Annotated in this window: 29 protein-coding genes and 1 pseudogene; 21 read left to right on the forward strand and 9 right to left on the reverse strand. The window is 65.3% G+C overall.

What is annotated here, in order from left to right:
- Window positions 1-62: 62 nt before the first annotated feature.
- Genes ACQ86E_RS16550 through ACQ86E_RS16560 form a run of 3 tightly spaced genes read right to left on the reverse strand, consistent with a single transcriptional unit; the run spans window position 63 to window position 2,629 of the window.
- Window positions 63-761, reverse strand: coding sequence for a DUF1045 domain-containing protein (locus ACQ86E_RS16550; RefSeq protein WP_431206272.1), 699 nt, complete (start codon window positions 759-761; stop codon window positions 63-65).
- Window positions 762-779: 18 nt separating this feature from the next.
- A complete protein-coding gene (locus ACQ86E_RS16555; protein ID WP_431206273.1) occupies window positions 780-1,973 on the reverse strand; it encodes an alpha-D-ribose 1-methylphosphonate 5-triphosphate diphosphatase in 1,194 nt (397 codons plus the stop codon).
- Window positions 1,970-2,629 (reverse strand): chloramphenicol acetyltransferase, encoded by a 660-nt coding sequence (locus tag ACQ86E_RS16560; protein WP_431206274.1) that lies wholly within the window; start codon window positions 2,627-2,629, stop codon window positions 1,970-1,972. The genes ACQ86E_RS16555 and ACQ86E_RS16560 overlap by 4 nt, the downstream gene beginning before the upstream one ends.
- 174 nt (window positions 2,630-2,803) lie before the next feature.
- Here ACQ86E_RS16560 and phnC point away from each other — a divergent pair, with 174 nt between their 5' ends.
- The 4 genes from phnC to phnE (ACQ86E_RS16580) all read left to right on the forward strand — a co-directional run bounded on the left by phnC (window position 2,804) and on the right by phnE (ACQ86E_RS16580) (window position 6,420).
- On the forward strand, window positions 2,804-3,613 hold the full coding sequence (gene phnC / locus ACQ86E_RS16565; RefSeq protein WP_431206275.1) for a phosphonate ABC transporter ATP-binding protein: 810 nt from the start codon (window positions 2,804-2,806) through the stop codon (window positions 3,611-3,613).
- Between the two features lie 65 nt (window positions 3,614-3,678).
- Window positions 3,679-4,614, forward strand: a complete 936-nt coding sequence (gene phnD, locus ACQ86E_RS16570; RefSeq protein WP_431206276.1) for a phosphonate ABC transporter substrate-binding protein — start codon at window positions 3,679-3,681, stop codon at window positions 4,612-4,614.
- Between the two features lie 76 nt (window positions 4,615-4,690).
- The gene (phnE, locus tag ACQ86E_RS16575) at window positions 4,691-5,575 is read left to right on the forward strand and encodes a phosphonate ABC transporter, permease protein PhnE (RefSeq protein WP_431206277.1); all 885 of its coding nucleotides are present in this window, start codon (window positions 4,691-4,693) and stop codon (window positions 5,573-5,575) included.
- Complete coding sequence (phnE, locus tag ACQ86E_RS16580) at window positions 5,572-6,420, forward strand: phosphonate ABC transporter, permease protein PhnE (RefSeq protein WP_431206278.1); 849 nt, start codon at window positions 5,572-5,574, stop codon at window positions 6,418-6,420. Before phnE (ACQ86E_RS16575) ends, phnE (ACQ86E_RS16580) begins: the two co-directional genes overlap by 4 nt.
- Before the next feature lie 104 nt (window positions 6,421-6,524).
- Here phnE (ACQ86E_RS16580) and phnF read toward each other — a convergent pair whose 3' ends face one another.
- Complete coding sequence (phnF, locus tag ACQ86E_RS16585) at window positions 6,525-7,256, reverse strand: phosphonate metabolism transcriptional regulator PhnF (protein ID WP_431206279.1); 732 nt, start codon at window positions 7,254-7,256, stop codon at window positions 6,525-6,527.
- 170 nt (window positions 7,257-7,426) lie between these two features.
- Between phnF and phnG the strand changes: the two genes are divergently transcribed.
- Genes phnG through ACQ86E_RS16630 form a run of 9 tightly spaced genes read left to right on the forward strand, consistent with a single transcriptional unit; the run spans window position 7,427 to window position 14,383 of the window.
- Entirely contained in the window at window positions 7,427-7,840 is a 414-nt protein-coding gene (phnG, locus tag ACQ86E_RS16590; protein WP_431206280.1) for a phosphonate C-P lyase system protein PhnG, read from the forward strand.
- 4 nt (window positions 7,841-7,844) lie between these two features.
- Window positions 7,845-8,453, forward strand: coding sequence for a phosphonate C-P lyase system protein PhnH (phnH, locus tag ACQ86E_RS16595; RefSeq protein WP_431206281.1), 609 nt, complete (start codon window positions 7,845-7,847; stop codon window positions 8,451-8,453).
- A gap of 2 nt (window positions 8,454-8,455) precedes the next feature.
- Window positions 8,456-9,571 (forward strand): carbon-phosphorus lyase complex subunit PhnI, encoded by a 1,116-nt coding sequence (locus ACQ86E_RS16600; protein WP_431206282.1) that lies wholly within the window; start codon window positions 8,456-8,458, stop codon window positions 9,569-9,571.
- Window positions 9,568-10,476, forward strand: coding sequence for an alpha-D-ribose 1-methylphosphonate 5-phosphate C-P-lyase PhnJ (locus ACQ86E_RS16605; protein WP_431206283.1), 909 nt, complete (start codon window positions 9,568-9,570; stop codon window positions 10,474-10,476). The genes ACQ86E_RS16600 and ACQ86E_RS16605 overlap by 4 nt, the downstream gene beginning before the upstream one ends.
- Window positions 10,469-11,266, forward strand: a complete 798-nt coding sequence (gene phnK / locus ACQ86E_RS16610) for a phosphonate C-P lyase system protein PhnK (protein ID WP_431206284.1) — start codon at window positions 10,469-10,471, stop codon at window positions 11,264-11,266. Before ACQ86E_RS16605 ends, phnK begins: the two co-directional genes overlap by 8 nt.
- 22 nt (window positions 11,267-11,288) lie before the next feature.
- Window positions 11,289-11,987, forward strand: a complete 699-nt coding sequence (gene phnL / locus ACQ86E_RS16615) for a phosphonate C-P lyase system protein PhnL (protein WP_431206285.1) — start codon at window positions 11,289-11,291, stop codon at window positions 11,985-11,987.
- 11 nt (window positions 11,988-11,998) lie between these two features.
- Window positions 11,999-13,156, forward strand: coding sequence for an alpha-D-ribose 1-methylphosphonate 5-triphosphate diphosphatase (locus ACQ86E_RS16620; RefSeq protein WP_431206286.1), 1,158 nt, complete (start codon window positions 11,999-12,001; stop codon window positions 13,154-13,156).
- A complete protein-coding gene (gene phnN / locus ACQ86E_RS16625; RefSeq protein WP_431206287.1) occupies window positions 13,153-13,749 on the forward strand; it encodes a phosphonate metabolism protein/1,5-bisphosphokinase (PRPP-forming) PhnN in 597 nt (198 codons plus the stop codon). The genes ACQ86E_RS16620 and phnN overlap by 4 nt, the downstream gene beginning before the upstream one ends.
- Window positions 13,750-13,771: 22 nt before the next feature.
- Entirely contained in the window at window positions 13,772-14,383 is a 612-nt protein-coding gene (locus ACQ86E_RS16630) for a pyridoxamine 5'-phosphate oxidase family protein (RefSeq protein WP_431206288.1), read from the forward strand.
- A gap of 190 nt (window positions 14,384-14,573) precedes the next feature.
- Here ACQ86E_RS16630 and ACQ86E_RS16635 read toward each other — a convergent pair whose 3' ends face one another.
- The 4 genes from ACQ86E_RS16635 to ACQ86E_RS16650 form a co-directional block, all read right to left on the reverse strand.
- Window positions 14,574-15,308 (reverse strand): SDR family NAD(P)-dependent oxidoreductase, encoded by a 735-nt coding sequence (locus ACQ86E_RS16635; protein WP_431206289.1) that lies wholly within the window; start codon window positions 15,306-15,308, stop codon window positions 14,574-14,576.
- 30 nt (window positions 15,309-15,338) lie between these two features.
- A complete protein-coding gene (locus ACQ86E_RS16640) occupies window positions 15,339-16,121 on the reverse strand; it encodes an alpha/beta fold hydrolase (RefSeq protein WP_431206290.1) in 783 nt (260 codons plus the stop codon).
- 4 nt (window positions 16,122-16,125) lie between these two features.
- Window positions 16,126-17,421, reverse strand: coding sequence for an O-acetylhomoserine aminocarboxypropyltransferase (locus ACQ86E_RS16645; protein ID WP_431206291.1), 1,296 nt, complete (start codon window positions 17,419-17,421; stop codon window positions 16,126-16,128).
- 195 nt (window positions 17,422-17,616) lie between these two features.
- Window positions 17,617-18,417 carry an IclR family transcriptional regulator gene (locus ACQ86E_RS16650; RefSeq protein WP_431206292.1) on the reverse strand — a complete coding sequence of 267 codons (801 nt, stop codon included), beginning with the start codon at window positions 18,415-18,417 and terminating at the stop codon, window positions 17,617-17,619.
- A gap of 130 nt (window positions 18,418-18,547) precedes the next feature.
- Between ACQ86E_RS16650 and ACQ86E_RS16655 the strand changes: the two genes are divergently transcribed.
- The 6 genes and pseudogenes from ACQ86E_RS16655 to ACQ86E_RS16680 all read left to right on the forward strand — a co-directional run bounded on the left by ACQ86E_RS16655 (window position 18,548) and on the right by ACQ86E_RS16680 (window position 23,158).
- Window positions 18,548-19,438, forward strand: a complete 891-nt coding sequence (locus tag ACQ86E_RS16655) for a Bug family tripartite tricarboxylate transporter substrate binding protein (RefSeq protein ID WP_431206293.1) — start codon at window positions 18,548-18,550, stop codon at window positions 19,436-19,438.
- 79 nt (window positions 19,439-19,517) lie between these two features.
- Window positions 19,518-20,134 (forward strand): annotated as a pseudogene (locus ACQ86E_RS16660) (flavin reductase family protein).
- Between the two features lie 49 nt (window positions 20,135-20,183).
- On the forward strand, window positions 20,184-21,044 hold the full coding sequence (locus ACQ86E_RS16665; RefSeq protein WP_431206294.1) for a fumarylacetoacetate hydrolase family protein: 861 nt from the start codon (window positions 20,184-20,186) through the stop codon (window positions 21,042-21,044).
- A 2-nt stretch (window positions 21,045-21,046) separates the two neighbouring features.
- Window positions 21,047-21,850 carry a 2-oxo-hept-4-ene-1,7-dioate hydratase gene (gene hpaH, locus ACQ86E_RS16670; RefSeq protein WP_431206295.1) on the forward strand — a complete coding sequence of 268 codons (804 nt, stop codon included), beginning with the start codon at window positions 21,047-21,049 and terminating at the stop codon, window positions 21,848-21,850.
- 26 nt (window positions 21,851-21,876) lie between these two features.
- On the forward strand, window positions 21,877-22,269 hold the full coding sequence (locus tag ACQ86E_RS16675) for a RidA family protein (RefSeq protein ID WP_431206296.1): 393 nt from the start codon (window positions 21,877-21,879) through the stop codon (window positions 22,267-22,269).
- 13 nt (window positions 22,270-22,282) lie between these two features.
- Window positions 22,283-23,158, forward strand: a complete 876-nt coding sequence (locus tag ACQ86E_RS16680; RefSeq protein WP_431206297.1) for an amidohydrolase family protein — start codon at window positions 22,283-22,285, stop codon at window positions 23,156-23,158.
- A 91-nt stretch (window positions 23,159-23,249) separates the two neighbouring features.
- Here the strand turns inward: ACQ86E_RS16680 and ACQ86E_RS16685 are convergent, their stop codons facing one another.
- Complete coding sequence (locus ACQ86E_RS16685) at window positions 23,250-24,257, reverse strand: LLM class flavin-dependent oxidoreductase (RefSeq protein WP_431206298.1); 1,008 nt, start codon at window positions 24,255-24,257, stop codon at window positions 23,250-23,252.
- Window positions 24,258-24,478: 221 nt separating this feature from the next.
- Between ACQ86E_RS16685 and ACQ86E_RS16690 the strand changes: the two genes are divergently transcribed.
- Window positions 24,479-25,642: a mandelate racemase/muconate lactonizing enzyme family protein gene (locus tag ACQ86E_RS16690; protein ID WP_431206299.1), complete on the forward strand. Its 1,164-nt coding sequence runs from the start codon at window positions 24,479-24,481 to the stop codon at window positions 25,640-25,642.
- Between the two features lie 222 nt (window positions 25,643-25,864).
- A complete protein-coding gene (locus ACQ86E_RS16695) occupies window positions 25,865-26,293 on the forward strand; it encodes an MgtC/SapB family protein (protein ID WP_431206300.1) in 429 nt (142 codons plus the stop codon).
- Window positions 26,294-26,762: the final 469 nt, after the last annotated feature.

Here is a 26,762-nt window from a genome sequence, read left to right on the forward strand (position 1 = left end):
CTGCTTCTGCGGAGATGGTCTGGATTGCTTCGCTGCGCTCGCAATGACGGAGTTTGTGGAGGCTATCCTGCCAGCACGCATTCGCCGATGATGCGGAAGCGGGCCTTGGCATCATCCTGCCTGAACAGCGCAATGCGGTCGATCGCCAGTGTATCGAGCTTTAGTCCCTTAAACCGCTTCCGCAGCATCTCCAGAACCGGCCCGCGCCGCTCCGCGTCCAGCCGTCCCGTCAGCGTCATGTGGAAGCGGAATTCTTCCAGGACGTAAGGGTAGCCCCAGCGATCGAGATAATCGCGCTGCCGCTGGCTCAGTCTCTCCGGCTTGCGTCGCGCGCGGTCTTCGGCCGTCAGCTCGGTGCGAAAGCAATCGAAATCGCGGACGCAATCGGCGGCGAGCTGTTGCAGCGCGTCGACCGGCTCGGCCGGAATGACCGCAATGAAGCCGCTGATGGCATCGACGACCGGTCGTATCACTGGAATGGGCCGCGCTTTTCCGGCAAATCCGGCACACGCCGCCATGAGCTCCGCTTCGGTCCTGCCGGCCGCCAGCGCCATCGGCGCTTTCAGCGTGCCGTGAAAACCGTACTTGCGGGGATCGGCGGTGATGTCGCGCCAGTCCGGCGCGATTCGCAAAGCGTCAGCGGGGAAGGGCACCTCTTGACCGGTATAGGCATCGTAGCCAAGCAGCTCGGCGCCGAAGCGGGAGAGGGCGCTATGGCTGCCGGCGGCAAAATAGATCGCGTAGCGGGGAAAACCTGTCATCGTCTCAGCATAGCCAATTTATGCCGCAACGACAGCCTCGCGCGGCGTCGCCGCAGCGCTGAGCAGCCGCGTCGCATCGGTGAGATGTACAAGCTTGCCGCCTGCGATCACCGCGACCAGCCGCGGTCGCAGCGGCACGCTGTCGTCGACCAGCAGAATGTCGGCACGGCGTCCTTCGGCGATGAGGCCGCGATCGGCCAGGCCGGTTGCGCGTGCGGGCCCGGCGGAGACCAGATCCCAGGCCTTCGCCAGCGGCAGCACGTCATCGGCGGCGAGACGAAATGCGGCGAGCAACTGCGCGGGATAGTAATAGTCCGACGCCAGCACCGAGCAGAGCCCCTTGGCGATCATGTCGGACGCCCTGGTCCAGCCGGTGTGGCTGCCGCCGCGCACGACGTTGGGTGCGCCGTACACGATGGCGTCGCCGTGGCTGGCTGCCGCCCGCGCCGTCTCCTCGTTGATCGGAAACTCGGCAATCAGCGCGCCGAGTTCGCGAAACCCCTGGCGCATTGCCGGCGTCGCATCGTCATGCGAGAGCATGCGCACCTCGGCAGCGCGGGCAGAAGCGGCCAGCCGCGACACTGAAGCCGGCACGTCGGCTGCGCGCGAAACCACGCGCGCGACCAGCCGGTCAAAATCCTCGCTCGACAGTCCGGTGCGCTCCACCATGCGGTTGCGCTTGCGGGGCCTGGCCATGTCGGCGACGGTGCCGTCCATGTGGTCGTTGAAGGCGAACAGGTCGACGCGCCCTTCGGCGAGCCATTGGGTGATCTCGGCCTCGGCGTCGAGATTGTAGGTCTCGTGCCGCAGGTGAAATCGGGTGTCGGCGGCGAATTGCGGTCGCTGCCGCTCGATCGCTTCCATCAGCTCCCGCGCATTGTCGGCACTCCGCAGGCCCGATTCCCAAGAGCAGGTCGTGGCGTGAAACACCGTGGTGATGCCGTTGCTGATCGCCTGGCGGTCGCTGTCGGCGAGCGCGACGTCGATCGGGAAGTCGACGCCGGCGCGCGGCATCATCTGCCGCTCGAAGGCGTCGCCGTGCAGATCCACGATGCCGGGCAGAACCAGCAGATTGCGTGCGTCGATCGCCAGTCGGGCGCGGCCGCGTGAGGAGTCGACCTGCGCAATATCCGTTCCGGACACGCCAAGCGAGGTTTCGACGAACCCGGCGCCGATCAGGGCCCGGCCGCCTTCAAGGATGATGTCTGTCACGCGAGCGCGCTTCTTTTAATGGCAGGGGAGTGTGCCCGTGCTTCATACGTGGAGAGAAAATCTTCAATCCCGAGCTTGCGGAAATCGGGCAGAGCTTCACGCAATTTGTCGTGATCCCAGTCCCACCAGGCGAGGCTGGCGAGCCGGCCTGAGATCTCTTCCGAGAAGCGCCGTCGCACGATGCGCGCCGGATTGCCGGCGACGATGGTGTAGGCCGGCACGTCCTTGGTGACGATTGCCCCCGCCGCGATCACCGCGCCGGTGCCGATATTGCGGCCCGGCAGCACGACCGCGCCGTGACCGATCCAGACGTCATGGCCGATATGGACGTGATGCTGGCGCCGCCACTCGAAGAATTCGGCGTCGTCGCTCTCGCCTGGAAAGTAGGCGCTGGAGCGGTAGGTGAAATGGGCCTGCGTGGCGCGCTGCATCGGATGATTGCCGGGATTGACGCGCGTCATCGCCGCGATCGAGCAGAATTTGCCGATGGTGGTGTAGGTGATCTGCGCGTCGTTCACGACATAGGAGTAATCGCCCATCGTGACTTCGGTGAGGATCGTGCGCGCGCCGACCTCGGTATAGGCGCCGAGCTTTGTTTCTTGCAGCTTCGCGGACGCATCGACGGTCGGTTGAACCGAAAGCACCTTGCCGGCCATGTTGCATCCGAGGGTTTGAGGGCGGGTGTTTCTCTTCGAGCGGCTTGATGACAATGTCATGACGTGGCGATGACAGGGGACGAAGTGCGTAGCATCGCCGCATTGCAGCGCGCGTGTCACACAAGTGTCAAGCGACGGCGTTAGCGGTGGGTCCCAGCTACTCTGGAGCCCTCTATGCTGGTGGTTGAAGGTCTAACGTGCCGCTTCGGCGCAAAAGCCGCGGTGGACGACGCGTCTTTTCAAGTGTCCCCCGGCGGCTTCGTCGGCGTGATCGGGCGTTCCGGCGCCGGCAAGTCGACCATGCTGCGCATGATCAATCGCCTTGCGGCGCCGACGCAGGGCCGCATCCTGTTCGACGGCCTCGACGTCACCGCGTTGCGCGGCAAGGAGCTGCGGCAGTGGCGCGCGCGGTCGGCGATGATCTTTCAGCAATTCAACCTGGTCGGGCGGCTCGACGTGCTGACCAATGTCCTGATGGGACGCCTTGCGACGATGCCGGCCTGGCGCTCGCTGACGCAAACATGGCCCGAGCACGACAAGGCGCTGGCGATGTCCGCGCTCGAGCAGTTTGACATCGCCGCGCTCGCCGCTCAGCGGGCCGACCAATTGTCCGGCGGCCAGCAGCAGCGCGTCGCGATCGCCCGCGCTCTGGTGCAGCAGCCCGATATCATTCTCGCCGACGAGCCGATCGCCTCGCTCGATCCGCGCAACACCAAGATCGTCATGGATGCGCTGCTGCGCATCAACAAGCATTTCGGCATCACCGTGCTCTGCAACCTGCATTCGCTCGATCTGGCGCGCAGCTATTGCGACCGCCTGATCGGCATGGCGCAGGGCCGCGTGGTGTTCGACGGTGCGCCGGCTGAGTTGACCGATCATGTCGCGCGCGAGCTCTACGATCTCGAAGCCGCCGACGTGATGGGCGGCACGCCTGCGCCCGCGCCCGAAGGCATTCCGTCGCTCGGAACCGCCGCGGCGGCGTGAGCCGCATCGCGCCTGGTGTTGCCATTTGTTTTGCGTCAACCGACCCAACCGATGAAGAGGGTACCATGATCACTCGCAGACTCGTTCTTGCCGGCGCTGCCGCGCTCGCCTTCACTGCTTCCGCCTCCGCAGAGGACTGGAAGGCCAAGTATCCCGAACTGACCTTCGCAGTCGTTCCGGCCGAGAACGCCTCCGGCGTCACCGAGCGCTGGGCGCCGTTCGTGAGCTATCTCTCCAAGGAACTGGGTGTGAAGGTCACGCTGCGCATCGCCAACGACTACGCCGCGGTCATCGAAGGCCAGCGCGCCGGCAACATCCACATCGCCAGCTACGGCTCGGCGTCGTTCGCCCGTGCCCGCCTGACCGGCGTCAAGACCGATGCCTTCGCCAACGACATCAACGCCGACGGCTCGACCGGCTATTACTCGGTGTTCTTCGTCAAGGCGAGCACTCCCTACAAGAGCGTCGATCAGCTCAAGGGCAAGAACCTCGGCCTCGTCGACCCGAACTCGACTTCCGGCAACAACGTGCCGCGTTTCGAGCTCGACAAGATGGGCATTGCCGATGCCGAGAGCTATTTCGGCAAGGTCGTCTTCACCGGTAGCCATGAGAACGCGGTCCTCGCGCTGTCGCAGGGCACCGTCGACGTCGCCGCCAACCAGTGGACCAGCGACGACGATTCCACGCTGGCGCAGATGCTGACCAAGGGCATGCTGAAGAATGCCGACGGCTCCGCGATGAAGAAGGATGATTTCCGTATCATCCACAAATCAGCCCCGATCATCAACGGCCCCTATGCCTACAACTCCGACCTGCCGGCAGACGCCAAGGCGGCAATCGCCAAGGCGTTCTTCGACGCGCCGTCCAAGGACAAGGCGGCATTCGACCGCCTCTCCGACGGCCAGAAGAAGGGTTTTCATCCCGCCACCACCAAGGACTGGGATGGCACGATCGAGCTGATCAAATTCGTCGATGCGCTGCGTAAGAAGAAGGCGTCCTGATCTCGGGACGATGCAACTGGAGCCGGGTCGACGGACCCGGCTCTTCTCTCTTTGAGCGAACATTCGCCCTGATCAGATGACTGTCGCGGTTTCGATCCTCCCCGAGCAGCAATTGGCTGCGCTGAACGCCGCCTATGACCAGGCGGTCGCGCGCAGGCGATGGCGTCTTCTGTTCGGAGCGGCGGTGTTCGTCGCAGCATTGCTTCTCGCCGCGATCGGCGCGGAGGTGAATCTGCGCACGCTGTTCACTTATTTCGGCAACTTCATCAGCTATTTCGATCGCATCCTGACCCTCGACAACGGCCAGCGGGTCTGGACCGATGTCGGCGAATGGCTGTGGGGCTGGCGCAAATGGCTGAAGATGCTGGGCGAGACCTTGCTGATCAGCTACGTCGGCACGCTGACCGGCGCGATCCTCGCCTTCTGCCTGAACTTCTTCGCGGCGGAGAACACCTCGCCTGCGCCCTGGCTGCGGTTCGTGGTGCGGCGTCTGCTGGAGTTCGCGCGCACCGTCCCCGGCATCGTCTTCGCGCTCATCTTCGTGATCGCCTTCGGCCTCGGCCCGATGGCGGGCGTGCTGGCGATCGCGATCCATTCCACGGGCGCGCTCGGAAAGCTGTTCTCGGAGATCGTCGAGAACGCCGACATGAAGCCGGTCGAAGGCATTCGTTCGACCGGTGCGAGCTGGCTCGCCTGCATGCGCTTTGCGATCGTGCCGCAGGTGACGGCCGGTTATGCCAGCTACGCGTTGCTGCGCTTCGAGATCAACGTCCGCGAGGCCTCGGTGATGGGCTTCGTCGGCGCCGGCGGAATCGGTCAGGAGCTCGTCGTCGCCATCCGCAAATTCTACTATTCGGACGTCAGCGCCATCCTTCTCGCCATCATCGTCACGGTGTTCATCATCGACATCACCACCGGCTGGCTGCGCGGCCGCCTGTTTGGCAAGGAGGCGCGGACGTGACGAAGCCGCAGCAGGTCGATACCGCGCAGCTTCGTGCGCGCTATCCCGATGTGTTCGACCGCCCGGCCGCGGCGCGGCTCGCTACACCGGCGATGATCGTCGCGGCGCTTGCCATTTTCATCTATGGCCTCGTCGATCTTGAGTTCTCGCCGTCGCGGTTCATCAGTGGACTCAACCAGCTCGGCTGGATCAGCATGATGATGCTCCCGCCGGATCCCGGCTCGTCGCTGCCGATCTATCTGAAGGCGCTCGGCGAGACGCTCTCGATCGCGCTGCTCGGCACGACGCTGGCCGCGCTATTTGCGCTCCCGGTCAGCCTGTTTGCTGCACGCAACATCGTGCCGTCAAAGATCCTGCGCTTCCCTATCAGACGCTTCCTGGATTCGATCCGCGGCGTCGACACGCTGATCTGGGCGCTGGTGTGGATCAACGTGGTCGGACTCGGCCCGTTCGCGGGCGTGCTTGCCATCGCCGTGTCGGATTTCGGCGCCTTCGGCAAGCTCTTCTCCGAGGCGATCGAGGGCGCCGACCAGAAGCAGGTCGAAGGTATCCGTGCCTCCGGAGGCAGCCCGCTGCACGAGATCCGCTTCGGCCTGCTACCGCAGGTGCTGCCTGTCATCGCCGGTCAGGTGCTCTATTTCATCGAGTCGAACACGCGCTCGGCCACGATCATCGGCATCGTCGGCGCCGGCGGTATCGGCCTTCAGCTCGCCGAGCAGATCCGCGTGCTGGAATGGCAGAAGGTGTCGTTCCTGATCCTGATGATCCTGGTCGCTGTTGCCGCGATCGATTTCATTTCGAGCAAGTTGCGGTTTGCGATTATTGGACCAAGGGCTGTGGCCTGATCATCGCTGCTGTAGGGTGGATTAGCGAAGCGTAATCCACCATGCCTCGACCCGTGCGGAACGAAGTAGCTGGATTACGCTTCGCTAATCCACCCAACGAAGCCTCATCCGTTCTCTACCAAAAACTCCACGCGCTCCGCAGCAAACCGCGAGTGCTTGGTCACCAGCGGCTTGCCGTCGAGATCGTGATCGGTCGCATCGACCACCAGGATCGGCCGGCCCAGCGGCAGATCCAGCCGTGCAGCGTCGGTCGCATCCACGATGCCGGCCGTGATCCTCGTCGCGCCGCGGCGATAGTCGCGGACGCCATAATGCTCGAGCAATTTCGTCATCGAGCGCGTCGCGGCGAACACGTCGCCTGCGCCCGGAAACAATTCCGCTGACAGCCAGGTGGTGGAGACACAAATCGGCGTGCGGTCGGCTAGTCGGATCGCCTCGATCCGCACCAGCGGCGCGCCCGTCTTCAGGCCGAGCTCCCGCGCCAGTTCACGGGTCGCGACGTCATCGGACGCCTCGATCAGCCGGCCATGCGGTTCGCGTCCCTCCGCGCCGACGATCTCGGAAAAGCGTGTGCGTGAGCGCAACGGATAGGCAAGCTTCTGCGCCTCGACATAGGTTCCGCTGCCGCGCTCGGCACGCACGATGCCGCGCTCGGCTAGGGCTGCCAGCGCGCGCCGCACGGTGTGGCGGTTGACGCGATAAGTTTCGGCGATCTCCATCTCGCCCGGCAGCTTGTCGCCGGCCGCAAAGCGGCCGTCGGCGATGCCGCGCTCGATGCCGTCGGCAACGAGGCGCCACAATGCGACGCCGGAGGAGGCGGTGTCCTGCATGCTCATGTCGCCGGCAACCTACCCCAGAAATCACACCTTTGTCACGAAACAGTCATGGCGCTTGCGTATCAAGTTGTCTAGTATCATAGACAACTTGGATTCGGCAAGTTTCGCAAAAGAGCTCGGTGGATTTGGTGACCCAGCACAATACCCAACAAGCCCAGCGTCAGGCCGCGATGGCCGTGCTGGCGCATGCGGAGGCGGGCGAGATCGCCGCCCGCCTCCGCAACTTCGCGCTTCCACCCCATCAGGATCTGCGCGCGCCGGAAAACGGCCTCGTCATGCTGCGCGGCCGGGTCGGCGGCGACGGCGCACCGTTCAATCTCGGCGAAGCGACGGTGTCGCGCGCCGCGGTGCGGCTTGCGAGCGGCGAGGTCGGTTTCGGCTACACGCTTGGGCGCGACGGCGAGAAGGCGCGGCTGATCGCGCTGTGCGACGCGCTGGTGCAATCGCGGGATTTCGGCGCATCGGTCGAGCGGGACATTATCGCGCCGTTGCGCGAGCAGCTTGCGATGCGTCGCAAGCAGGCGGCGGCGGAGACCGCCGCGACGAAGGTGGATTTCTACACCATGGTGCGCGGTGAGGGGTGAGGCCATGACGACGATTGCGGAATTGCCGCCGGGTTTCGCCGACAAGGTGCTGTCGGCGCAGTCGACCTTCCGTTCGGTCATGGACGCGATGGCGCGGCCGGGCTCGGTCCAGCGCATCGTGCCGATGGCAGGAGCGCCCGATACGATGATGCGCGGCACCGCCGCGATCGCGCTGACGCTGTTCGACCACGACACGCCGCTCTGGCTCGATGCGCGGATGTCGGAAAGCTCCGACCTGGTGAAGTGGCTGAAATTCCATACCGGCGCGCCGGTGGTGCAGGACTCCTCGATCGCGAGCTTCGCGCTGATCAGCGACGGCGGCTTGCTTCCGGCGCTCGAGCGCTTCGCGCTCGGCACCAGCGAGTACCCCGACCGTTCGACCACCGTGATCGTTCAGGTCGAGAGCCTGGATGCGGGCCGCAGCTTCGAGCTGCGCGGCCCGGGCATCGACGGCGTCGCCACGCTCAAGGCGACGATCAAGCCCGCCGATCTGTTCGAGCGCCTGCATCTCAACGAGGCCTTGTTCCCGCGCGGCATCGATCTGGTGCTGGTCGCCGATGATTCGGTGGTGGCAATCCCGCGGACGACGCGTGTCATGAGTAAGGGAAGCTAAGCATGTATGTCGCAGTCAAGGGCGGCGAGCGCGCCATCGAGAACGCCCATCGCCTGCTTGCCAATGCGCGGCGTGGCGACCAGAGCGTAGCGGAAGTCTCCCTCGACCAGATCTCGGAGCAGCTCGGCCTCGCCGTGGACCGCGTCATGAGCGAAGGCTCGCTTTATGATCGCGAGCTGGCGGCGCTCGCGATCAAGCAGGCGCGCGGCGATCTGATCGAGGCCATCTTCCTGGTCCGCGCCTTCCGCGCCACGCTGCCGCGCTTCGGCGCCAGCGAGCCGGTCGACACCGGCGCGATGCGCGTGCAGCGGCGCGTGTCCTCGACCTTCAAGGACATTCCGGGCGGCCAGATTCTCGGGCCGACCTTCGACTACACGCATCGCCTGCTCGATCCTTCGCTCAGCCAGGGCTTTGTGCCCGAGGCGCCCGCGACGGCGGAAGCTTCGACCGCGCCGACGCCGCGCGTGACCGACATTCTGGGCCGCGACGGGCTGATCGAATCGTCACCGCAAGCGGAGGAAGGCGCCAGCGTCGGCGATCTCACCCGCGAGCCGCTGAACTTCCCGGCTGATCGCGACCTGCGCCTGCAAAACCTCGCGCGCGGCGACGAAGGTTTTCTGCTGGCGATGGGCTACTCTACCCAGCGCGGCTATGGCCGTAACCATCCCTTCGCAGGCGAGATTCGCTTCGGCGAGGTCGAGGTCGAATTCGCGGCGGAGGACGTCGGCTTCGTCGTGCCGCTCGGCTCGATCGAACTCACCGAGTGCCAGATGGTCAACCAGTTCAAGGGCTCGGCGACCGAAGCGCCATGCTTCACCCGCGGCTACGGCCTCGCCTTCGGTCAGAGCGAGCGCAAGACCATGTCGATGGCGCTGGTCGATCGCGCGTTGCGCGCCCGCGAGCTGGGTGAGGAGGCCCTCGCCCCGGCGCAAGATGAAGAATTCGTGATGTCGCATTCGGACAACGTCCAGGCGACCGGCTTCGTCGAGCATCTGAAGCTGCCGCATTATGTCGACTTCCAGTCCGAGCTCGGCCTGCTCCGCAAGCTGCGCCAGGAATTTTCCAAGGCGTTTGCGGAAGCCAATGCGCCCGACGCCATGAAGGAGGCCGCGGAATGAACGCGCCCGCCTACAATTTCGCCTATCTCGACGAGCAGACCAAGCGGATGATCCGCCGCGCGATCCTCAAGGCGATCGCGATCCCCGGCTATCAGGTGCCGTTCGCCAGCCGTGAGATGCCGATGCCCTATGGTTGGGGCACCGGCGGCGTGCAGGTGACCGCGGCGATCCTCGGTCCCCAGGACGTGCTGAAGGTCATCGACCAGGGATCCGACGACACCACCAACGCGATTTCGATCCGCAAATTCTTCGCCAGGACCGCGGGCGTTGCGACGACCACGGCGACGAATGAGGCGACCGTGATCCAGACCCGTCACCGTATCCCGGAGACGGCACTGCAAGAGAACCAGGTGCTGGTCTATCAGGTGCCGATCCCGGAGCCGCTGCGCTTCCTCGAGCCGCGGGAGACCGAGACGCGGCGCATGCACGCGCTCGCCGAATATGGCCTGATGCATGTCAAGCTCTACGAGGACATCGCCCGCTTCGGCCACATCGCGACCGCCTACGCCTATCCGGTGAAGGTGAATGCGCGCTACGTGATGGACCCGTCGCCGACGCCGAAATTCGACAATCCCAAGATGGACAATTGCCCGGCGCTGCAGCTGTTTGGCGCCGGCCGCGAGAAACGCATCTACGCGATCCCGCCCTATACGCAGGTGGTGTCGCTCGATTTCGAGGATCACCCGTTCGAGCCTTATCGGTTCAACGCGCCCTGCGCGCTGTGCGCGGCTGAAAATTCCTACCTCGACGAGATCGTCACCGACGACAAGGGCGGGCGGATGTTCGTCTGCTCGGACACCGACTATTGCGAGGGACGCCAGGCCGCCGGCCATCACGGCAGCGAGAGCGCTGCGCCGTACAAGGAGAAGGCGCCAAGGGACTCACATGAGGGCTCACATGGCTGATCGCGATATGCTCGATAACGATGATCCGCTGCTGATCGCCGAAGGCCTCAGCAAATCCTACGGTCGCATCGCCGCGTGCCGTGACGTGTCATTCTCGCTCTATCCCGGCGAGGTGCTGGCGATCGTCGGCGAATCCGGTTCGGGCAAGTCGACGCTGCTGCAACTGCTGTCGGGCCAGCTCGCGGCCAGCAGCGGCCATGTGTCCTACCGGATGCGCGACGGCGTCACTCGCGATCTCGCCACGCTCGGCGAGGCCGAGCGGCGCTTCCTGTTCCGCACCGATTGGGGCTTCGTGCATCAGGATCCCGCGCAGGGCCTGCGCATGGCGGTGTCGGCCGGCGCCAATGTCGGCGAGCGGCTGATGGCGGTGGGCTGGAATCACTACGGCCGCATCCGCGACACCGCGTCGGACTGGCTGACCCGCGTCGAGATCGACATCGCGCGCATCGACGATGCGCCGCGGACCTATTCTGGCGGCATGCGCCAGCGTCTCCAGATCGCCCGCAACCTCGTCACCGAGCCGCGGCTGGTGTTCATGGACGAGCCGACCGGCGGCCTCGACGTGTCCGTGCAGGCGCGCCTGCTCGATCTCCTGCGCAGCCTCGTCGCCGAGCTGGGCCTCGCGGTCGTCATCGTCACCCACGATCTCGCCGTCGCACGACTGCTGTCGCACCGCGTGATGGTGATGAAGGGTGGCCGCGTCATCGAGACCGGCCTCACCGACCAGGTGCTCGACGATCCGCGCGAGCCCTATACGCAGCTTCTGGTCTCCTCGATACTGCCGCCATGACGCCTTCAACATGAGCATTCCAATGACCGCCATGATCGACATCGCCAACGCCAACAAGACCTTTACGATGCACCTGCAGGGCGGCATCGAATTGCCTGTCGTGAGCGGCGTGACCTTCCACGTCAATCCTGGCGAATGCGTCGTGCTGTCTGGGCCGTCGGGCGCCGGCAAATCGTCCATCCTGAAAATGATCTTCGGCAATTACCGCTGCGACTCCGGCCGCATCGGAATCCGCCATCGCGGCGCCGTGATCGATCTCGCCACCGCCGAGCCCCGGCAGATCCTCAACGTCCGCCGTGCGACCATCGGCTATGTCAGCCAGTTCCTGCGGGCGGTGCCGCGCGTTGCGACCATCGACGTCGTCGCCGAGCCCTTGATCGTGAACGGCATGGCCCGCGCCGATGCGCAGGCGCGCGCCGGCGAATTGCTGCATCGTCTCAACATCCCCGAACGGCTCTGGCAGCTGCCGCCGGCAACCTTCTCCGGCGGCGAGCAGCAGCGCGTCAACATCGCGCGCGGCTTCATCTCCGAGCTGCCGATCCTGCTGCTCGACGAGCCGACCGCCTCGCTCGATGCCGCCAACCGCGCCGTCGTGGTCGAGCTGGTGGCCGAGAAAAAGCGTCAGGGCGTCGCCATGGTCGCCATTGTCCATGACGACGAAATCCGCCATCTGATTGCCGACCGCATCGTTGACGTCACCAGCTTTGCCGCCGCGGCCTGAAGGACACGGACATGAATGCCAAGCCGAAGGATACCGTGATCGCCAACGCCAGGATCGTGCTGGCCGACCGGGTGATCGAGCAGGGCTGGCTCGCGCTTGCCGATGGACGCATTGCCGAGATCGGCGAGGGCAGGGCGCCCGCGGGCGCGGAGGACGCCGGCGGTGACCTCATCATGCCCGGCCTGATCGAGCTGCATACCGACCATCTCGAAGCGCATTACGTGCCGCGCCCGAAGGTGTTCTGGAATCCGGTGGCGGCCGTGATCTCCTATGACGGCCAGCTTGCCACGTCAGGCATCACCACCGTGTTCGATTCGCTCCGGGTCTGGCGCGAGGACGGCGCCGAGGAAGTCGATGGCCGCGCCGGCGTGCTCGCCGCGGCGATCACGACCGCACGCGATGCCGACCTGCTGCGTGCCGACCACTTCCTGCATCTGCGCTGCGAAATTCCGATGCCGAGCGTGGTCGAGGAAGCCAAAGAGCTGATCGACCGTCCCGACGTGCGGCTGATGTCACTGATGGATCATACGCCCGGCCAGCGCCAGTTCCGCGACGAGGTCAAGCTGCGCGATTATTACCGCGGCAAGGGCGGCGGCAAGACCGACGCAGAACTCGACGAGCTGTTCGCAAAGCGGTTCGAATATCAGAAGAAATATGCCGCGACCAACATGCGTGAGATCGTGTCGCTGGCGCACAAGTACAACATTCCGCTCGCGAGCCACGACGACACCACCGAGGAGAACGTCGTGGACGCCGTGCGCGATCGCGTGTCGGTGGCCGAGTTCCCGACCACGCTGGAAGCCGCGCGCGGACTGCACCAGGCCGGCATCGACATCCTGATGGGGGCGCCGAACGTGGTGCGGGGCGGCTCGCATTCCGGCAATATCGCCGCGGTCGATCTTGCCCGTGAAGGCCTGCTCGACATCCTGTCGTCGGACTACATTCCATCGAGCCTGCTGATGGCCGCGCTGCAACTGCCCGAGCATGTGCCCGCGATCAGCCTTCCGGCGGCGGTTCGCACCGTGACCAAGGCACCGGCCGAGGCGGTCGGCCTCGCCGATCGCGGCGAGGTCGCAACCGGCAAGCGCGCCGATCTGATCCGCGTGCACGTTGTCGGCAGCGTTCCGGTGGTTCGCAGCGTCTGGCGCGAAGGAAACCGTGTCGCATGAGCGAGATCACGACCATGACGCGGGGCGAGGCGGGTATGATCGGCCCCGGCCGGCTCGTGCTCGTGGTCGGCCCGAGCGGCGCCGGCAAGGACACTTTGCTGCGGCTGGCGCAGGCGGCCTGTGTCGACGACCGCGACGTCGTCTTTCCGCGCCGTGTCGTCACGCGGGAGTCCTCCGCGGATGAGGACAATATCGCGGTCAGTATCGAGGAATTCCGCCGCTCGCAGGAGCACGGCGATTTTGCCGTGCATTGGCAGGCGCACGGGCATTGCTATGCACTGCCGCTCGGCATCAACGACGACATCCGGGCCGGCCGAGCCGTCGTCGCCAATGTCTCGCGCACCGTGATCGGCGAACTGCGCAAGGCCTACGCCAACGTCATCGTCGTCGCGGTCACCGCGCCGCCGGACGTGCTGGCACAGCGGCTCGCCGCCCGCGCCCGGCACAGCGACGGCAATATCGGGGATCGCCTCGCGCGCAGCATCAGTGACGCATCGGCCAATGCCGATGTCACCATCCTTAATGCCGGCAGCGCGGACTATCACAGCCGCCAGCTCGTGCGCGTGATCAGGAATGAAGGTTGGCACGAATAGCCTGCACAGCAAGGAGAACGGAATGTCGGTGATTGAGACGGTCGAACAGCTGGAGGCCATCTACGGTGACGTTGGTGATGCCTCGACCGTGAAAGTCGCCGACCACGTTACCCCGCTCTACCGCATCTTCATCGAGAAGGCGCCGTTCGCGGCGCTCGCCACCATCGGGCCGGAAGGCATCGACTGCTCGCCGCGCGGCGATCTGCCCGGCTTCGTTCGCATTCATGACCCCAGGACACTGATGCTGCCGGATCGGCGCGGCAACAATCGCGTCGACTCCCTGCGCAACATCGTCCGCGATCCCAGGGTGTCGCTGATGTTCCTGATCCCCGGCTCCGGCAACGCGGTCCGCGCCAACGGCCGCGCGCATCTGTCGGTCGATCCGGAGTTGTTGGCCTCGTTCAAGGTCGAGGGCAAGGCGCCGCGCAGCGTCATGGTGATGAACGTGGAAGAAATCTACTTCCAGTGCGCCCGCGCCATCGTCCGCTCCGATCTCTGGAATCCCGACAAGCACATCGATCCGAAGACGCTTCCGACGCCGGGTCAGATTCTCGCCGAGATGAGCGAGAACAAGGTTGGCGGGGCGGAGTACGACCGCATCTGGCCGGAGCGCGCTGCGGCAACGATGTGGTGATCTTTCTTACCCTCTCCCCTTGCGGGAGAGGGTGGCTCGCCGCAAAGCGGCGAGACGGGTGAGGGGTATCTGTCCCCGAGTACATCTTCGGAATTTGGACTCGCCGATAGATACCCCTCATCCGGCGCTTCGCGCCACCTTCTCCCACAAGGCGAGAAGGAAGAGGGCGCCCGCGGCGAATAGCGGGCTTCTAATTAAACGCCATCCCGCCGCTCAGCGCGACCGTCTGCCCGGTCATGTAGGCATTGTCGACCAGCAGCATCACGGCCTTCGCCACCTCATCCGCCGTTCCGAAGCGGCCGAGCGGAATACGGCTGACGAGCTGGGGCTGGCCGCTCATCATGTCGGTCTCGATCAGCGACGGCGCCACCGCGTTGACGGTGATGCCATCTTTCACCAACCGCGCTGCATAGCCTCGGGTGAGGCCCTCCATGCCGGCCTTCGACGCATTGTAATGCGGGCCGATCGACCCGGCGCCGCGCGCGGCACCGGAGGAGATGTTGACGATGCGGCCCCACTTTTTGGCGCGCATCGACGGCAGCACCGCCTGCGTGCACAGGAAGGCGGACTTCAGATTGACCAGGATGGTGCGGTCGAAATCGTCTTCGGTGAGATCGTCGACGCCGCGCGTGATGGCGATACCGGCATTGTTGACGAGGATGTCGATCGGCCCGAGCCCGGCCGTGACGCGCGCGATCATATCAGCGACGGCCTCGCGCTGTGAGACGTCGGCGGCGACGACGCTGGCACGGCCGCCCTGCTTGACGATCTCGCCCGCCACCTTCTCGGCCTGTTCGAGCTGCTCGCGGCAGTTGATCGCCACGGCCGCACCTGATGCAGCGAGCGCACGACAGACGGCTGCGCCGATTCCGCGCGAGCCGCCGGTGACAAGCGCCGTGCGCCCCTTCAAATTCTCGCTGCTCATGGGAACTCCGATCGATCCTGGTTGATCCGCTCAGCCTTTCAGCGCCGCCAGCAACTCATCCGGGCGCTCGGCCATGATCATGTGACCGGCGCCCGGCACCACGACCGTCCTCGCATGCGGGATAGCTGCGGCCAGGGCCTTGCCGGCTTTGACCGGTGTCATCATGTCGCGCTCGCCGAGAATGAGGGTCACAGGCACTTTCACGCTCGCGGCAGCGGTGAGTGCGTTCGAATAAGAATTGCAGGCCGACAGATCCCTGAACAGCACGCCTGGCTCGCAGGACTTCAGCACAGCCTGTGCGCCGCCATGCATCCACAGGCCCGGTGCAAGGCTGCCGCCGAGTTCCGCGTTGAAGCCGAGACCCCAGATCGAGACCATGTCGCTCGCATCCTGCGAGTTGGCCTCGGCCGCCTTCAGCAGGTCGGGGCCTACCGTCATGGTCGCGGCGGTGCCGATCAGGCTCAGCGCGGAGACCTTGTCGGGGTAACGTGCAGCCGTCTCCAGTGAGATCAGCGATCCCATGGAGTGGCCGATCAGGTGTGCTTTCGCCACGCCGGCGGCATCGAGCAATGCCGCGGTCCAGTCGGCCATCTCCGCGATGGATGACAGCGAAGGCCCGGCCGAGCGGCCGTGGCCGGGCAAATCAGGCGCCAGCACACCAAATCCGTGATGGGCGAACCAGCGCGTGTGCAGTGCCCAGGTCGAACGGTCGAAGCCGGCACCGTGGAGGAAGACCACCGCGGGCAGGGACTTGTCGAATTCGCGGCCGCCGGTTGCGACAAACACCTCGGCGCCGTTGACGGTGAGCTTCATGGTGTCAGACCTTTTGCGAGATGCGCAGCGCTTGATTGAGGTCGTCGATGATGTCCGACGCCGTCTCGATGCCGACCGACAGCCGCACCAGCTCCTCGCCGATGCCCGCGGCCTTGAGCTGCTCGGCGTCCATCTGCTGATGCGTGGTCGACGCCGGGTGGATCACCAGCGTCTTGGCGTCGCCGACATTGGCAAGATGGCTGATCATGCGCAGGCTTTCGATGAACTTGCGTCCCGCAGGCCGCCCGCCCTTGATGCCGAAGGAGACGATCGAGCCGGCGCCGCGCGGCAGCAATTGCTTTGCGAGCTGATAGTCCGTGTGGTCCTCCAGCGAGGGATGCAATACCCAGTCGACCGCCTTGTTCGACTTCAAGGCTTCCAGCACGAGGTGCGTATTTTGGATGTGGCGGTCCATGCGCACGCCCAACGTCTCGACGCCCTGCAGGAGCTGGAATGCGTTGGTCGGCGACAGGCAAGCGCCGAAATCGCGCAGGCCTTCGGTGCGCGCGCGCATGATGAAGGCGGCGGTGCCGAACTGCTCGTCGAAGACGATGCCGTGATAGCCGCCATAGGGCTCGGTCAGCACGCCGAATTTCCCGGAGTCGCGCCAGTCGAAGCGGCCGCCGTCGATGAGGGCGCCGCCGATCGCGATGCCGTGGCCGCCGATCCATTTGGTCGCCGAGTGCATCACGATGTCTGCCCCCAGCTCGATCGGGCGGCTGAGATAGGGCGTGGCAAAGGTGTTGTCGATCAGCAGCGGAATTTTAGCGTCATGCCCGATCTGCGCGACCTTGGGGATGTCGAGCACTTCGAGGCCGGGATTGCCGATGGTCTCGCCGATCACCAGCTTCGTGTTCGGCTTGATCGCCGCGCGGAACGCGTCGTGGTCGCGCGGCTTCACGAAGGTGGTGGTGATGCCGAAGCGCGGCAGCGTGTGCGCCAGGAGGTTGATGGTGCCGCCATAGAGTGAGCTCGATGCCACGATGTGGTCGCCGGCATTGAGCAACGTCGCGATGGCCAGATGCAGCGCGGCCATGCCGCTTGCGGTGCAGATCGCGCCGACGCCGCCCTCCAGCGCCGCAAGCCGCTCCTCCAGCACGCCGGTGGTCGGGTTCGAGATGCGCGTATAGATGTGGCCGGCGCGCTCCAGATTGAACAACGCGGCGGCGTGGTCGGAATCCTGGAACACGTAGGACGTGGTCTGGTAGATCGGCACCGCGCGGGCGCCGGTCGCGGGATCCGGATGCTGGCCCGCATGCAGGCTCAGGGTCTCGAAGGCAGGCGGTTTCGGCGCGGGCATGCTTGGCCTCGTGGGTCGGTCGGCGATGGCGGCCCTTGTGCCACAAAATGGCGGGCCACGTCAGCCCATTGACTATGAACAGGAGGTCGTCATGCCCGGGCTTGTCCCGGGCATCCACGTTCTTCGTACCGCGCGGCCACGCGTGGATGGCCGGGACAAGCCCGGCCATGACGCTCGGCAACTGGAGCAGCGAAGCTAGCCCCGTATCGCCTGCTCGATGATCTGCGCCTCGCGCAGCAGGATCTCCGCGACCTCCTGCTCGCGCCTTGGCCCGAGCCTCGTCCGAACGGCGGAGACGGTCATCGCCGCGGCCGGCTGCCCATCCGGGGTCTTGATCCAGGTGGAGATCGACTTGGTGCCCTGCACGAGACCGATCTCCCGCATGCCATATCCCCGCCGCCGCGCCGCAGTGACCTGGCCGAGCACGGTGGCAGTGTCGGTCTGGTAGGCGGCCAGTCGCTTCTCGTTGGCTGCGACGATTTTTCGCGCGTCCGGCGCCGGCATCGCGGCGAGGATGGCGACGCCCGCGCTGGAGACGCCGAGGGGTCGGCGCGCGCCGACTTCGATCGACAACACCTGAATAGGGTAAGTGCCGATCCTGCGATCGACGCACAGCGTGTCGTTGCCGGTCCGCACCGTCAGGAACAGCGTGTCGCCGATCTCGGCGGACGCGCGCCGCAGCGACGGACTTGCGGCGACCAGCAGCCGCGATGGCCGCGCCCGCGCAAGCGCCAGCTCGGGCACCTGGTTGCCGATCGCGTAGCGGCCGGTTCTGTCGTGCCGCTCGACGATGCCTTCCTCGATCAGCACGTGGACGATGCGATGCACGGTCGGACGGGTGAGGCCGGTGGCGCGTACGACCTCGGCCAATGGCACACCATCTTCGCGGCCCGCGGCAAGAATGCGCAGCACCGCGAGCGCGCGCCGGATCGCCTGCGCGCCTTGTCGGGGTTCCATTGCGTTGCGGATTGATTTCGGTGAAAGACGCTTGTCCATAATATGGACAAGAACGACACAATTCGCTCGACAGGTAAAGCGCGCATCTGGAGATTGCGCTCCGATCGGGATGCCTTGCGCGATGTCAGGGCGATCGACGTGAAATGAGAAGCGCCGCCGGGAGGTTAACATGAGATTAATCGCGATTGCCATAGCTGCTGTCACCGCAATCCTGGCAGGGCCCGTATCGGCCCAGCAATGGCCGGCGCGCAGCGTCAAGCTGATCGTGCCTTATCCGGCCGGCGGCAACGTCGATAGCGCTGCGCGCATCGTCGCCGACAAGCTCCAGGAGAAGCTCGGCCAACCCTTCATCATCGAGAACAAGGCGGGCGCCGGCGGCATGATTGCGGGCGAGGCCTTTTCGAAGTCGGCGCCCGACGGCTACACGCTGTTCGTCGGCGCCAATGGCCCGGTGCTGTTCGCGACCGAGATCAACAAGCGCGAGGCCTATAACTGGAAGAAGGACTTCATGCCGATCACGACGATCTCGATGACGCCGCTGGTGCTTGAGGTCCATCCGTCGGTGCAGGCCAATAATTTCAAGGAATTCATCGCGCTCGCCAAGCGTGACCCCGGCAAGCTGACCATGGCCTCGCCGGGCCCCGGCACCACCAACCATCTGCTCAGCGAGCTGATGCAGGAGAACCTCGGCCTGCAATGGGTCACCGCGCATTACCGCGGCAACGCGCCTGCGATCAACGATCTGCTCGGCGGCCAGGTCCAGTTCGCATTCGACCAGCTTACGGTCAGCCTCCAGCACATCAAGGCCGGCCTGTTCCGTGCTCTCGCGGTCACCAGCCCGCATCGCCTGAAGTCGCTGCCCGACGTGCCGACCTTTGCCGAACTCGGTTACAAGGATTTCGACGGCCAGACTTTTACCGGCCTGTTCGCACCGGCCGGCACGCCGGCGCCGGTCGTCGACAAGCTGCACGAGGCTCTGACCGCGATTCTGGAAAGATCCCGCCGTGGTCGACAAGTTCGAGAAGCTCGGCGGCGAAGCCGTCGCGATGACGCCGGTTGAGTTCAGGGCCTATCTCGAGCGCGAGGACGCCAAGTGGATTCCTGTCGTGCGCAAGGCCAACATCAGGGCTGACTGAACCATGCGGATCGATCCCACCGAGCTCGGCGCGGAGCGCATCTACCGGCTGATGACCGGCATCGTGGTGCCGCGTCCGATCGCGTGGGTGACGAGCCTGTCGCGGTCCGGCGTGCTGAACCTCGCGCCGTTCAGCGCCTTCACCTTCGTCTCGCAGAAGCCGCCGATGCTGGCCATCAGCGTCGGCCGCAAGGGTGCAAACTACAAGGACACCGCGCACAACATCCTCGATACCGAGGAATATGTGATCCACATCGCCGACACCCCGCTGATGTCCGCGGTGCACGACAGCTCCGTCGAGCATCCCCCGAAGTCAGCGAGGTCGAGCATCTCGGGCTGGAGACGCTCGCGAGCGAGCGCATCAAGGTGCCGCGGTTGGCTGCGGCGCCCGTCGCGATGGAGTGCCGTTTCCGGCAGTGTCTGGAATTCGGCGATGCCAGGAGCCGGCTGATCGTCGGCGAGGTCGTGATGTTCCATCTGCGCGACGGTCTCGTGAACGACGGCAAGGTCGAGACCAAGGCACTCGACCCGATCGCGCGCATCGGCGGACCGCGCTACGCCAGCCTCGGCGAGATCGTGACGCTGAACACTGTCTTCCAGACGCCCAAATCGAAAGACTGAGCGCGCATCGCGCCGGCCCAGTGCCCGAACACTATCGGAGAGAACGACCATGCGACTCCTGAGCTATCTCCTGGACGGAGAGCCGCGCTACGGCGCCGCCGTCGAAGGCGGTGTGATCGACCTGACCAGGCGGATCGGTCGCGACTTCTCCGACGTGAAGGCTCTGATTGCGGCCAACGCGCTGGCCGATGCGCAGGAGGCCGCGACCGGGCAGAAGCCGGATTACCCGCTGGACAAGCTCGTCCTGCTGCCGCCGGTGCTGGCGCCCGAAAAGCTCTGGTGCATCGGCGTCAACTACGCCGAGCGCAACGCCGAATACAAGGACAGCTCCGACCTGCCCAAATATCCCAGCCTGTTCGTGCGCAGCATGTCGTCGATGACGGGCTCCGGCCAGCCGCTGGAAAAGCCCAAGGTCTCGGAGCAGCTCGACTATGAGGGCGAACTCGTCATCGTGATCGGGCAGGGCGGTCGCCACATCCCGCGTGAGCAGGCCTGGTCGCACATCTTCGGCATGACCCTGTGCAACGAGGGTACGGTCCGCGACTGGCTGCGCCACGGCAAGTTCAACGTCACGCAAGGCAAGAATTTCGATCGCTCCGGCAGCATCGGCCCGTGGATCGTCACGGCGGACGAACTCGATCCGCGCGGTCCCCACGACATCATCACGCGCGTCAACGGCGAGGTGCGCCAGCAGGACACAACCGAGCGGCTGATGTTCCCGTTCGATTATCTGATCTCCTATCTCTCGACCTTCGCCACGCTGAAGCCCGGCGACATGATCGTGACGGGCACGCCGACCGGAGCGGGTGTGCGCTTCGATCCGCCGCGCTGGCTGAAGGTTGGTGACGTCGTCGAGGTCGAGTCGAGCCGTATCGGTGTGCTGCGCAACACCGTCGCCGCGGAGCAGTGATCATGCTCGACACCGCAACGATCGAACGCCTTGCCGCGCGCCTGGACGAGGCCGAGCGCAGCAAAACGCTGATCACGATGTTCACGAAGGACTATCCCGATTTCAGCATCGAGGATGCCTATGCGGTCCAGCGCGCCTGGACCAAACTCCAGCTCGGCCGCGGCCGAATCATCAAGGGTCACAAGATCGGCCTGACCTCGAAAGCGATGCAGAATGCGGTCGGCATCTCCGAGCCGGATTACGGCGTGCTGTTCGCCGATATGTTCTACGCCGATGCGACGCCGATCCCGTTCGATCGTTTCCACGCGCCGCGCATCGAGGTCGAGCTCGCCTTCGTGCTGAAGGCGCCGTTGCGCGGACCCGACTGCACCATCTTCGACGTGCTCAACGCCACCGACTATGTCACGCCGGCGCTGGAGATTTTGGAGACACGCATGCATCGTGTCGATCCCGAAACGGGCAAGCCGCGCAAGGTGATGGATACGATCTCGGACAACGCAGCCAACGCCGCGCTGGTGCTCGGCGGCCGGCCGTTCCGCCCGATGGACGCCGATTTGCGCTGGATCGGCGCGCTGCTGTTCCGCAACGGCGAGGTCGAGGAGACCGGGCTTGCCGCCGGCGTGCTCAACCATCCCGCCAACGGCATCGCCTGGCTCGCCAACCGCCTCGCGCCGCACGACGAACATCTCGGCGCCGGCGAAGTGGTGCTGGCGGGATCGTTCACGCGTCCGGTCGATATCCGCCGCGGCGACACCTTCCACGCGGATTACGGCGCGTTCGGCTCGGTGTCGTGCCAGTTCGTCTGAACCAATAAACAGAGAGGGAGCGCACCATGACGGGCCAATCGCGGCGCAAGAGCATCCATATCGGCGGCTTCAAGCACGCCAATCCGATTCCGAACGCTTGCCGCATCGGCGGTCTCGTGATGTCCGGCGTCATCCTCGGCCGCGACGCGGCCGGCGTGATGCCGGAGAGTCTCGACGCCCAATGCGCCAACATGTTCGCGCATATGAAGGCGACGGTGGAGGCCGCCGGCGGCACCACCGACGACATCATCAAGATGACGGTGTGGCTGAAGGACCGCACGCAGCGCGGTCCGGTCAATGTCGAATGGCTCAAGATGTTTCCGGACGAGCATTCGCGCCCGGCGCGCCACGCGCTGCCGATGGACAACATGGACGGCGGCGCGCTGGTGCAGTGCGACTTCACTGCCATGATCGACTGAAGGAGCTCAGCGCATGCCGACCTATCTGCCGTTCGACCCCAATCCGCGCCGTCCGCTCAAGGCACCGCCGCCGAAGACCGTCGACAGCCAGTTTCACGTCCTCGGTCCCATCGACAAATATCCGGAGCGTCCCGGCGCGGCCTATCGGATGCCGAGTGCGACCTGGGAAGCTGCGCTGCGCGTGCACAAGACGCTCGGCATCGAGCGCGGCATCATCGTGCAGACCACGACCTACGGCGCCGATCATTCCGTCGTGCTCGACGGCCTCGCCGCGATGGGTCCGAACTATCGCGGCTGCGCCAACGCTCTGGTGTTCGCGGAGGCAAACGATTCCTATCTCGCCAGGCTGCATGACGCCGGCGTGCGCGGCGCGCGCTTCAGCTTCCGCCAGGAGCTCGGCGCCGTGCTGTCGGATGCCGATTTCGCCCGCGCCATCGCACGCATCCGCGAGCTCGGCTGGTACGTCAAGATCCAGCCGGAGAAGGACGGCATCGTCTCCAGCGTCGCCAAGTACGAGAATCTCGACGTGCCCGTGCTGATCGACCACATGGCGCGGCCCGTGCCGGCGAACGGCAAGGACGATCCGAACCTGCGCAAGATGCTGGAGCTGCTCGAGAAGGGCAATTTCTGGGTGATGCTGTCGCTCGGCGAGAAGACCTCGCAGGTCGGCCCGCCCTGGGACGACGTGATCCCGATCGCGCGCACCTATATCGAGGCCGCGCTCGACCGCTGCGTCTGGGCCAGCGACTGGCCGCATCCGGTCTCCGTCAAACAACCGCCGAACGATGCCGACTTGCTCGAACTGATGTTCCGCTTCGCCGCGGATCAAGCGGAGCTGGAAAAGATCCTGGTGCACAATCCGGCGAAGTTGTTCGGCTTTCCGGATTAGAGCAAGCGAGGCTCGCCACGAGCGCAGTGTGCGCCCTCTCCCGCGTGCGGGGAGGGAGCGCACCTTCACCGTCGCAGCAATCGGACAACGATTACGCTGCCCGCTGCTTCTCCAGCCGGTCCCGCACCTCGGCGGCGATCTCGAACGAGCGCAGCCGCGCGGCGTGGTCGTAGATCTGGCCCGTGGTCATCAGCTCGTCCGCGCCGGTCTCGGCGATCAGCGCCTTCAGCTTTTCTTCGACCACATCAGGCGAGCCGACCGCGGAGCAGGACAGCGACTGGCCGACCATCGCCTTCTCGGCCGGCGACCACAGCGCGTCCATGTCGTCGACCGGCGGCGGCAGCTGCCCGGGCGTGCCGCGGCGCAGATTGATGAACTGCTGCTGCAGCGAGGTGAACATGCGCTGCGCCTCGACGTCGCTGTCGGCAGCAAACACGTTGACGCCGACCATCGCATAGGGCTGGTCGAGCTGCGCCGACGGCGCGAAGCGCGCGCGATACTCACGCAGCGCCGGCATCATCATCTGCGGCGCGAAATGCGAGGCAAACGCAAAGGGCAGCCCGAGCATGCCCGCAAGCTGCGCGCCAAATGTACTCGATCCCAGGATCCAGAGCGGCACCTTCGTTCCCATGCCGGGCACGGCGCGGAGGGTCTGGTTCGGCTCCACATCGCCGAGCAGCGCCTGCAACTCCAGCACGTCCTGCGGAAAGTTCTCGGAGCTCGTTGCAAGATCGCGCCGCATCGCCCGTGCGGTGAACTGGTCGGTGCCCGGCGCCCGCCCGAGCCCGAGATCGATCCGCCCGGGATAAAGCGATTCCAGCGTGCCGAACTGCTCGGCGATGACCAGCGGCGAATGATTCGGCAGCATCACGCCGCCGGAGCCGACGCGGATCGTCTTGGTGCCGCCCGCGACATGTCCGATCACCACCGACGTCGCGGCGCTCGCGATCCCTGTCATGTTGTGATGTTCGGCCAGCCAGAACCGCTTGTAGCCCCAGGCCTCGGCATGCCGGGCGAGATCGAGCGAATTGGCAAACGCCTGCGTCGCATTGCTGCCCTGACGGATGGGCGCGAGGTCGAGCACGGAAAAGGGGATCATGCGAGGGGTCCGGATGGAGGGCGTTGGAGCGCTGACTTCACATGTAGGCGCCGGCTATGAAAATGGTAGTGCATCTGGCCCATCCATCCGGAATCAGGCTGAGGACTGCTGGAGCCTCGAATCGAAGATGTTCCCGGATCTTTCCTGGAAAGAAGATGAATGACAGCGCCTGCGTGGCCGCGATAGACAATGCAGCCATATCACGAAGCCAGGAGACCCCCATGCGCATCGTCGACGTCCGCGAGATCACCAAGCCGATCGCGTCCCCGATCCGGAACGCCTATATCGACTTCTCGAAGATGACGGCGAGCCTCGTCGCCGTCGTCACCGATGTCGAGCGCGACGGCCGGCGCGTGGTTGGTTACGGCTTCAACTCCAACGGCCGCTACGGCCAGGGCGGGCTGATCCGCGAGCGGTTCCGCAATCGCATTCTGGAGGCCGAGCCCAACAGCGTCCTCAACGAGGCCGGCGACAATCTCGATCCGCACAAGCTCTGGGCGGCGATGATGAGCAACGAGAAGCCCGGCGGCCACGGCGAGCGCTCGGTCGCGGTCGGCACGCTCGACATGGCGATCTGGGACGCCACGGCCAAGATCGCGGGCAAGCCGCTGTTCCGCCTGCTCGCCGAGCAGAAGGGGCTTCAGGCCAATCCGCGCGTGTTCGTCTATGCAGCCGGCGGCTATTATTATCCGGGCAAGGACAACACGGCGCTACGCGCCGAGATGCGCGGCTATCTCGATCGCGGCTACAACGTCGTCAAGATGAAGATCGGCGGCGCTTCCCTCGACGACGATCAACGCCGCATCGAGGCGGTACTGTCCGAGATCGGTTCGCAGGCGCAACTCGCCGTCGATGCGAACGGCCGCTTCGATCTGGAAACCGGCATCGCCTACGCAAAAATGCTGCGGCAATATCCGCTGTTCTGGTACGAGGAGGTCGGCGATCCCCTCGACTACGCGCTCCAGGCCGCGCTCTCGGAGTTCTATCCGGGTCCGATGGCGACCGGCGAGAACCTGTTCTCGCATCAGGACGCGCGCAACCTGCTGCGCTACGGCGGCATGCGGCCGGACCGCGACTGGTTGCAGTTCGATTGCGCGCTGTCCTATGGCCTGGTCGAATATCTGCGCACCCTCGACGTGCTGCACCAGTTTGGCTGGTCGCCGTCCCGCTGTATCCCGCACGGCGGCCACCAGATGTCCCTCAACATCGCGGCGGGCCTCGGCCTCGGCGGCAACGAGAGCTACCCCGATCTGTTCCAGCCCTATGGCGGCTTTCCTGACGGCGTGAAGGTCGAAGCCGGCCACATCGTCATGCCCGAGCTTCCGGGCATCGGCTTCGAGGGCAAGTCGGATCTGATCAAGGTGATGCGCGATCTCGCGGAGTAGGGACGCGCAGTTTTGTAGCTTGGATGGAGCGTAGCGAAATCCGGGGCCCTCTCGAATGTGGCAACCAATCCCGGATTGCGCTGCGCTCCATTCGGGCTACACGCCAAACGTATCCCCGCACTGCGGCATGCGGCAAATCCGCCCGTCCTGAAACCATCCGCCGCCCCGCCGCGTTGCAGGCCGGCTTGATTTCGATGGCTGCTTTGGTTTCGGGGATTTGCTTTGGACAAATTCAATATCGGCGCTCATGTGATCGCACTCGCCGCCGCGTTCGCGCTTGCCGTTCCGATCGGATGGGACCGCGAGAAGCGGGCGCGCAGCGCGGGCCTGCGCACATTTCCGCTGGTCGCGATGGCAAGCTGCGGCTTCGTGCAGGCCAGCGAGAGCCTGCTGATGCATTCGCCTGAAGGGATGTCGAAGGTAATCGAGGGCCTCATCACCGGCATCGGCTTCATCGGCGGCGGCGCGATCCTCAAGAACGGCAATTCGGTCCACGGCACGGCGACGGCCGCGAGCCTGTGGGCCACCGGCGCCATCGGCGTCTCCGTCGGCCTCGGTGCCTACGATGTCGCGGCGACGGTCGCGGTGTTCACGTTCCTGACGCTTCGCTTGCTGACGCTGGTGAAGGAGGAGGGGGAGGAGGACGGCTGACGGCATGCTCGGTGCGTCGCGATGGGTTGAGCCCTTGCAAAGCCCATCGCTGCTTCCACCGGTATTAACCCGTCGGGCAAAACACCCGCCTTCAGTAAAACCCCGTCAACCCTCCCCCATAAAAATATTCCACTTTACCGAAATTCGGAATTGCGGCATATTCTGCCCATCCCGGTCCGAGGAGAGGGGCGATCGTACGTCGCAACGAACGTGGGCTGGGGTGCGGTGGACGCGGCAGCGTCGTGCGCGAGAGGCTGAGGGCAGGGCGGGTAGTCCCTGTGAGCCCGTAGCCACGTGCGGACGAGCGACGCTGAAGCGTACGGCAAAACCGGGTCGTCCTGGCCGTCGTTGCTACGGTCAAGCCCTTAGCGGAGATGTGCGCGAGCCCAACCGGGCGAACGGCATCGTCAATTCGCGGGGCGAGGGAGGCCAGAGGGAAAGTTCGGCTCCCGGGAGAGCTCGGCATAAG

It is taken from the genome of Bradyrhizobium betae (genome assembly GCF_050632175.1).
Taxonomy (GTDB): Bacteria; Pseudomonadota; Alphaproteobacteria; order Rhizobiales; family Xanthobacteraceae; genus Bradyrhizobium; species Bradyrhizobium betae_B.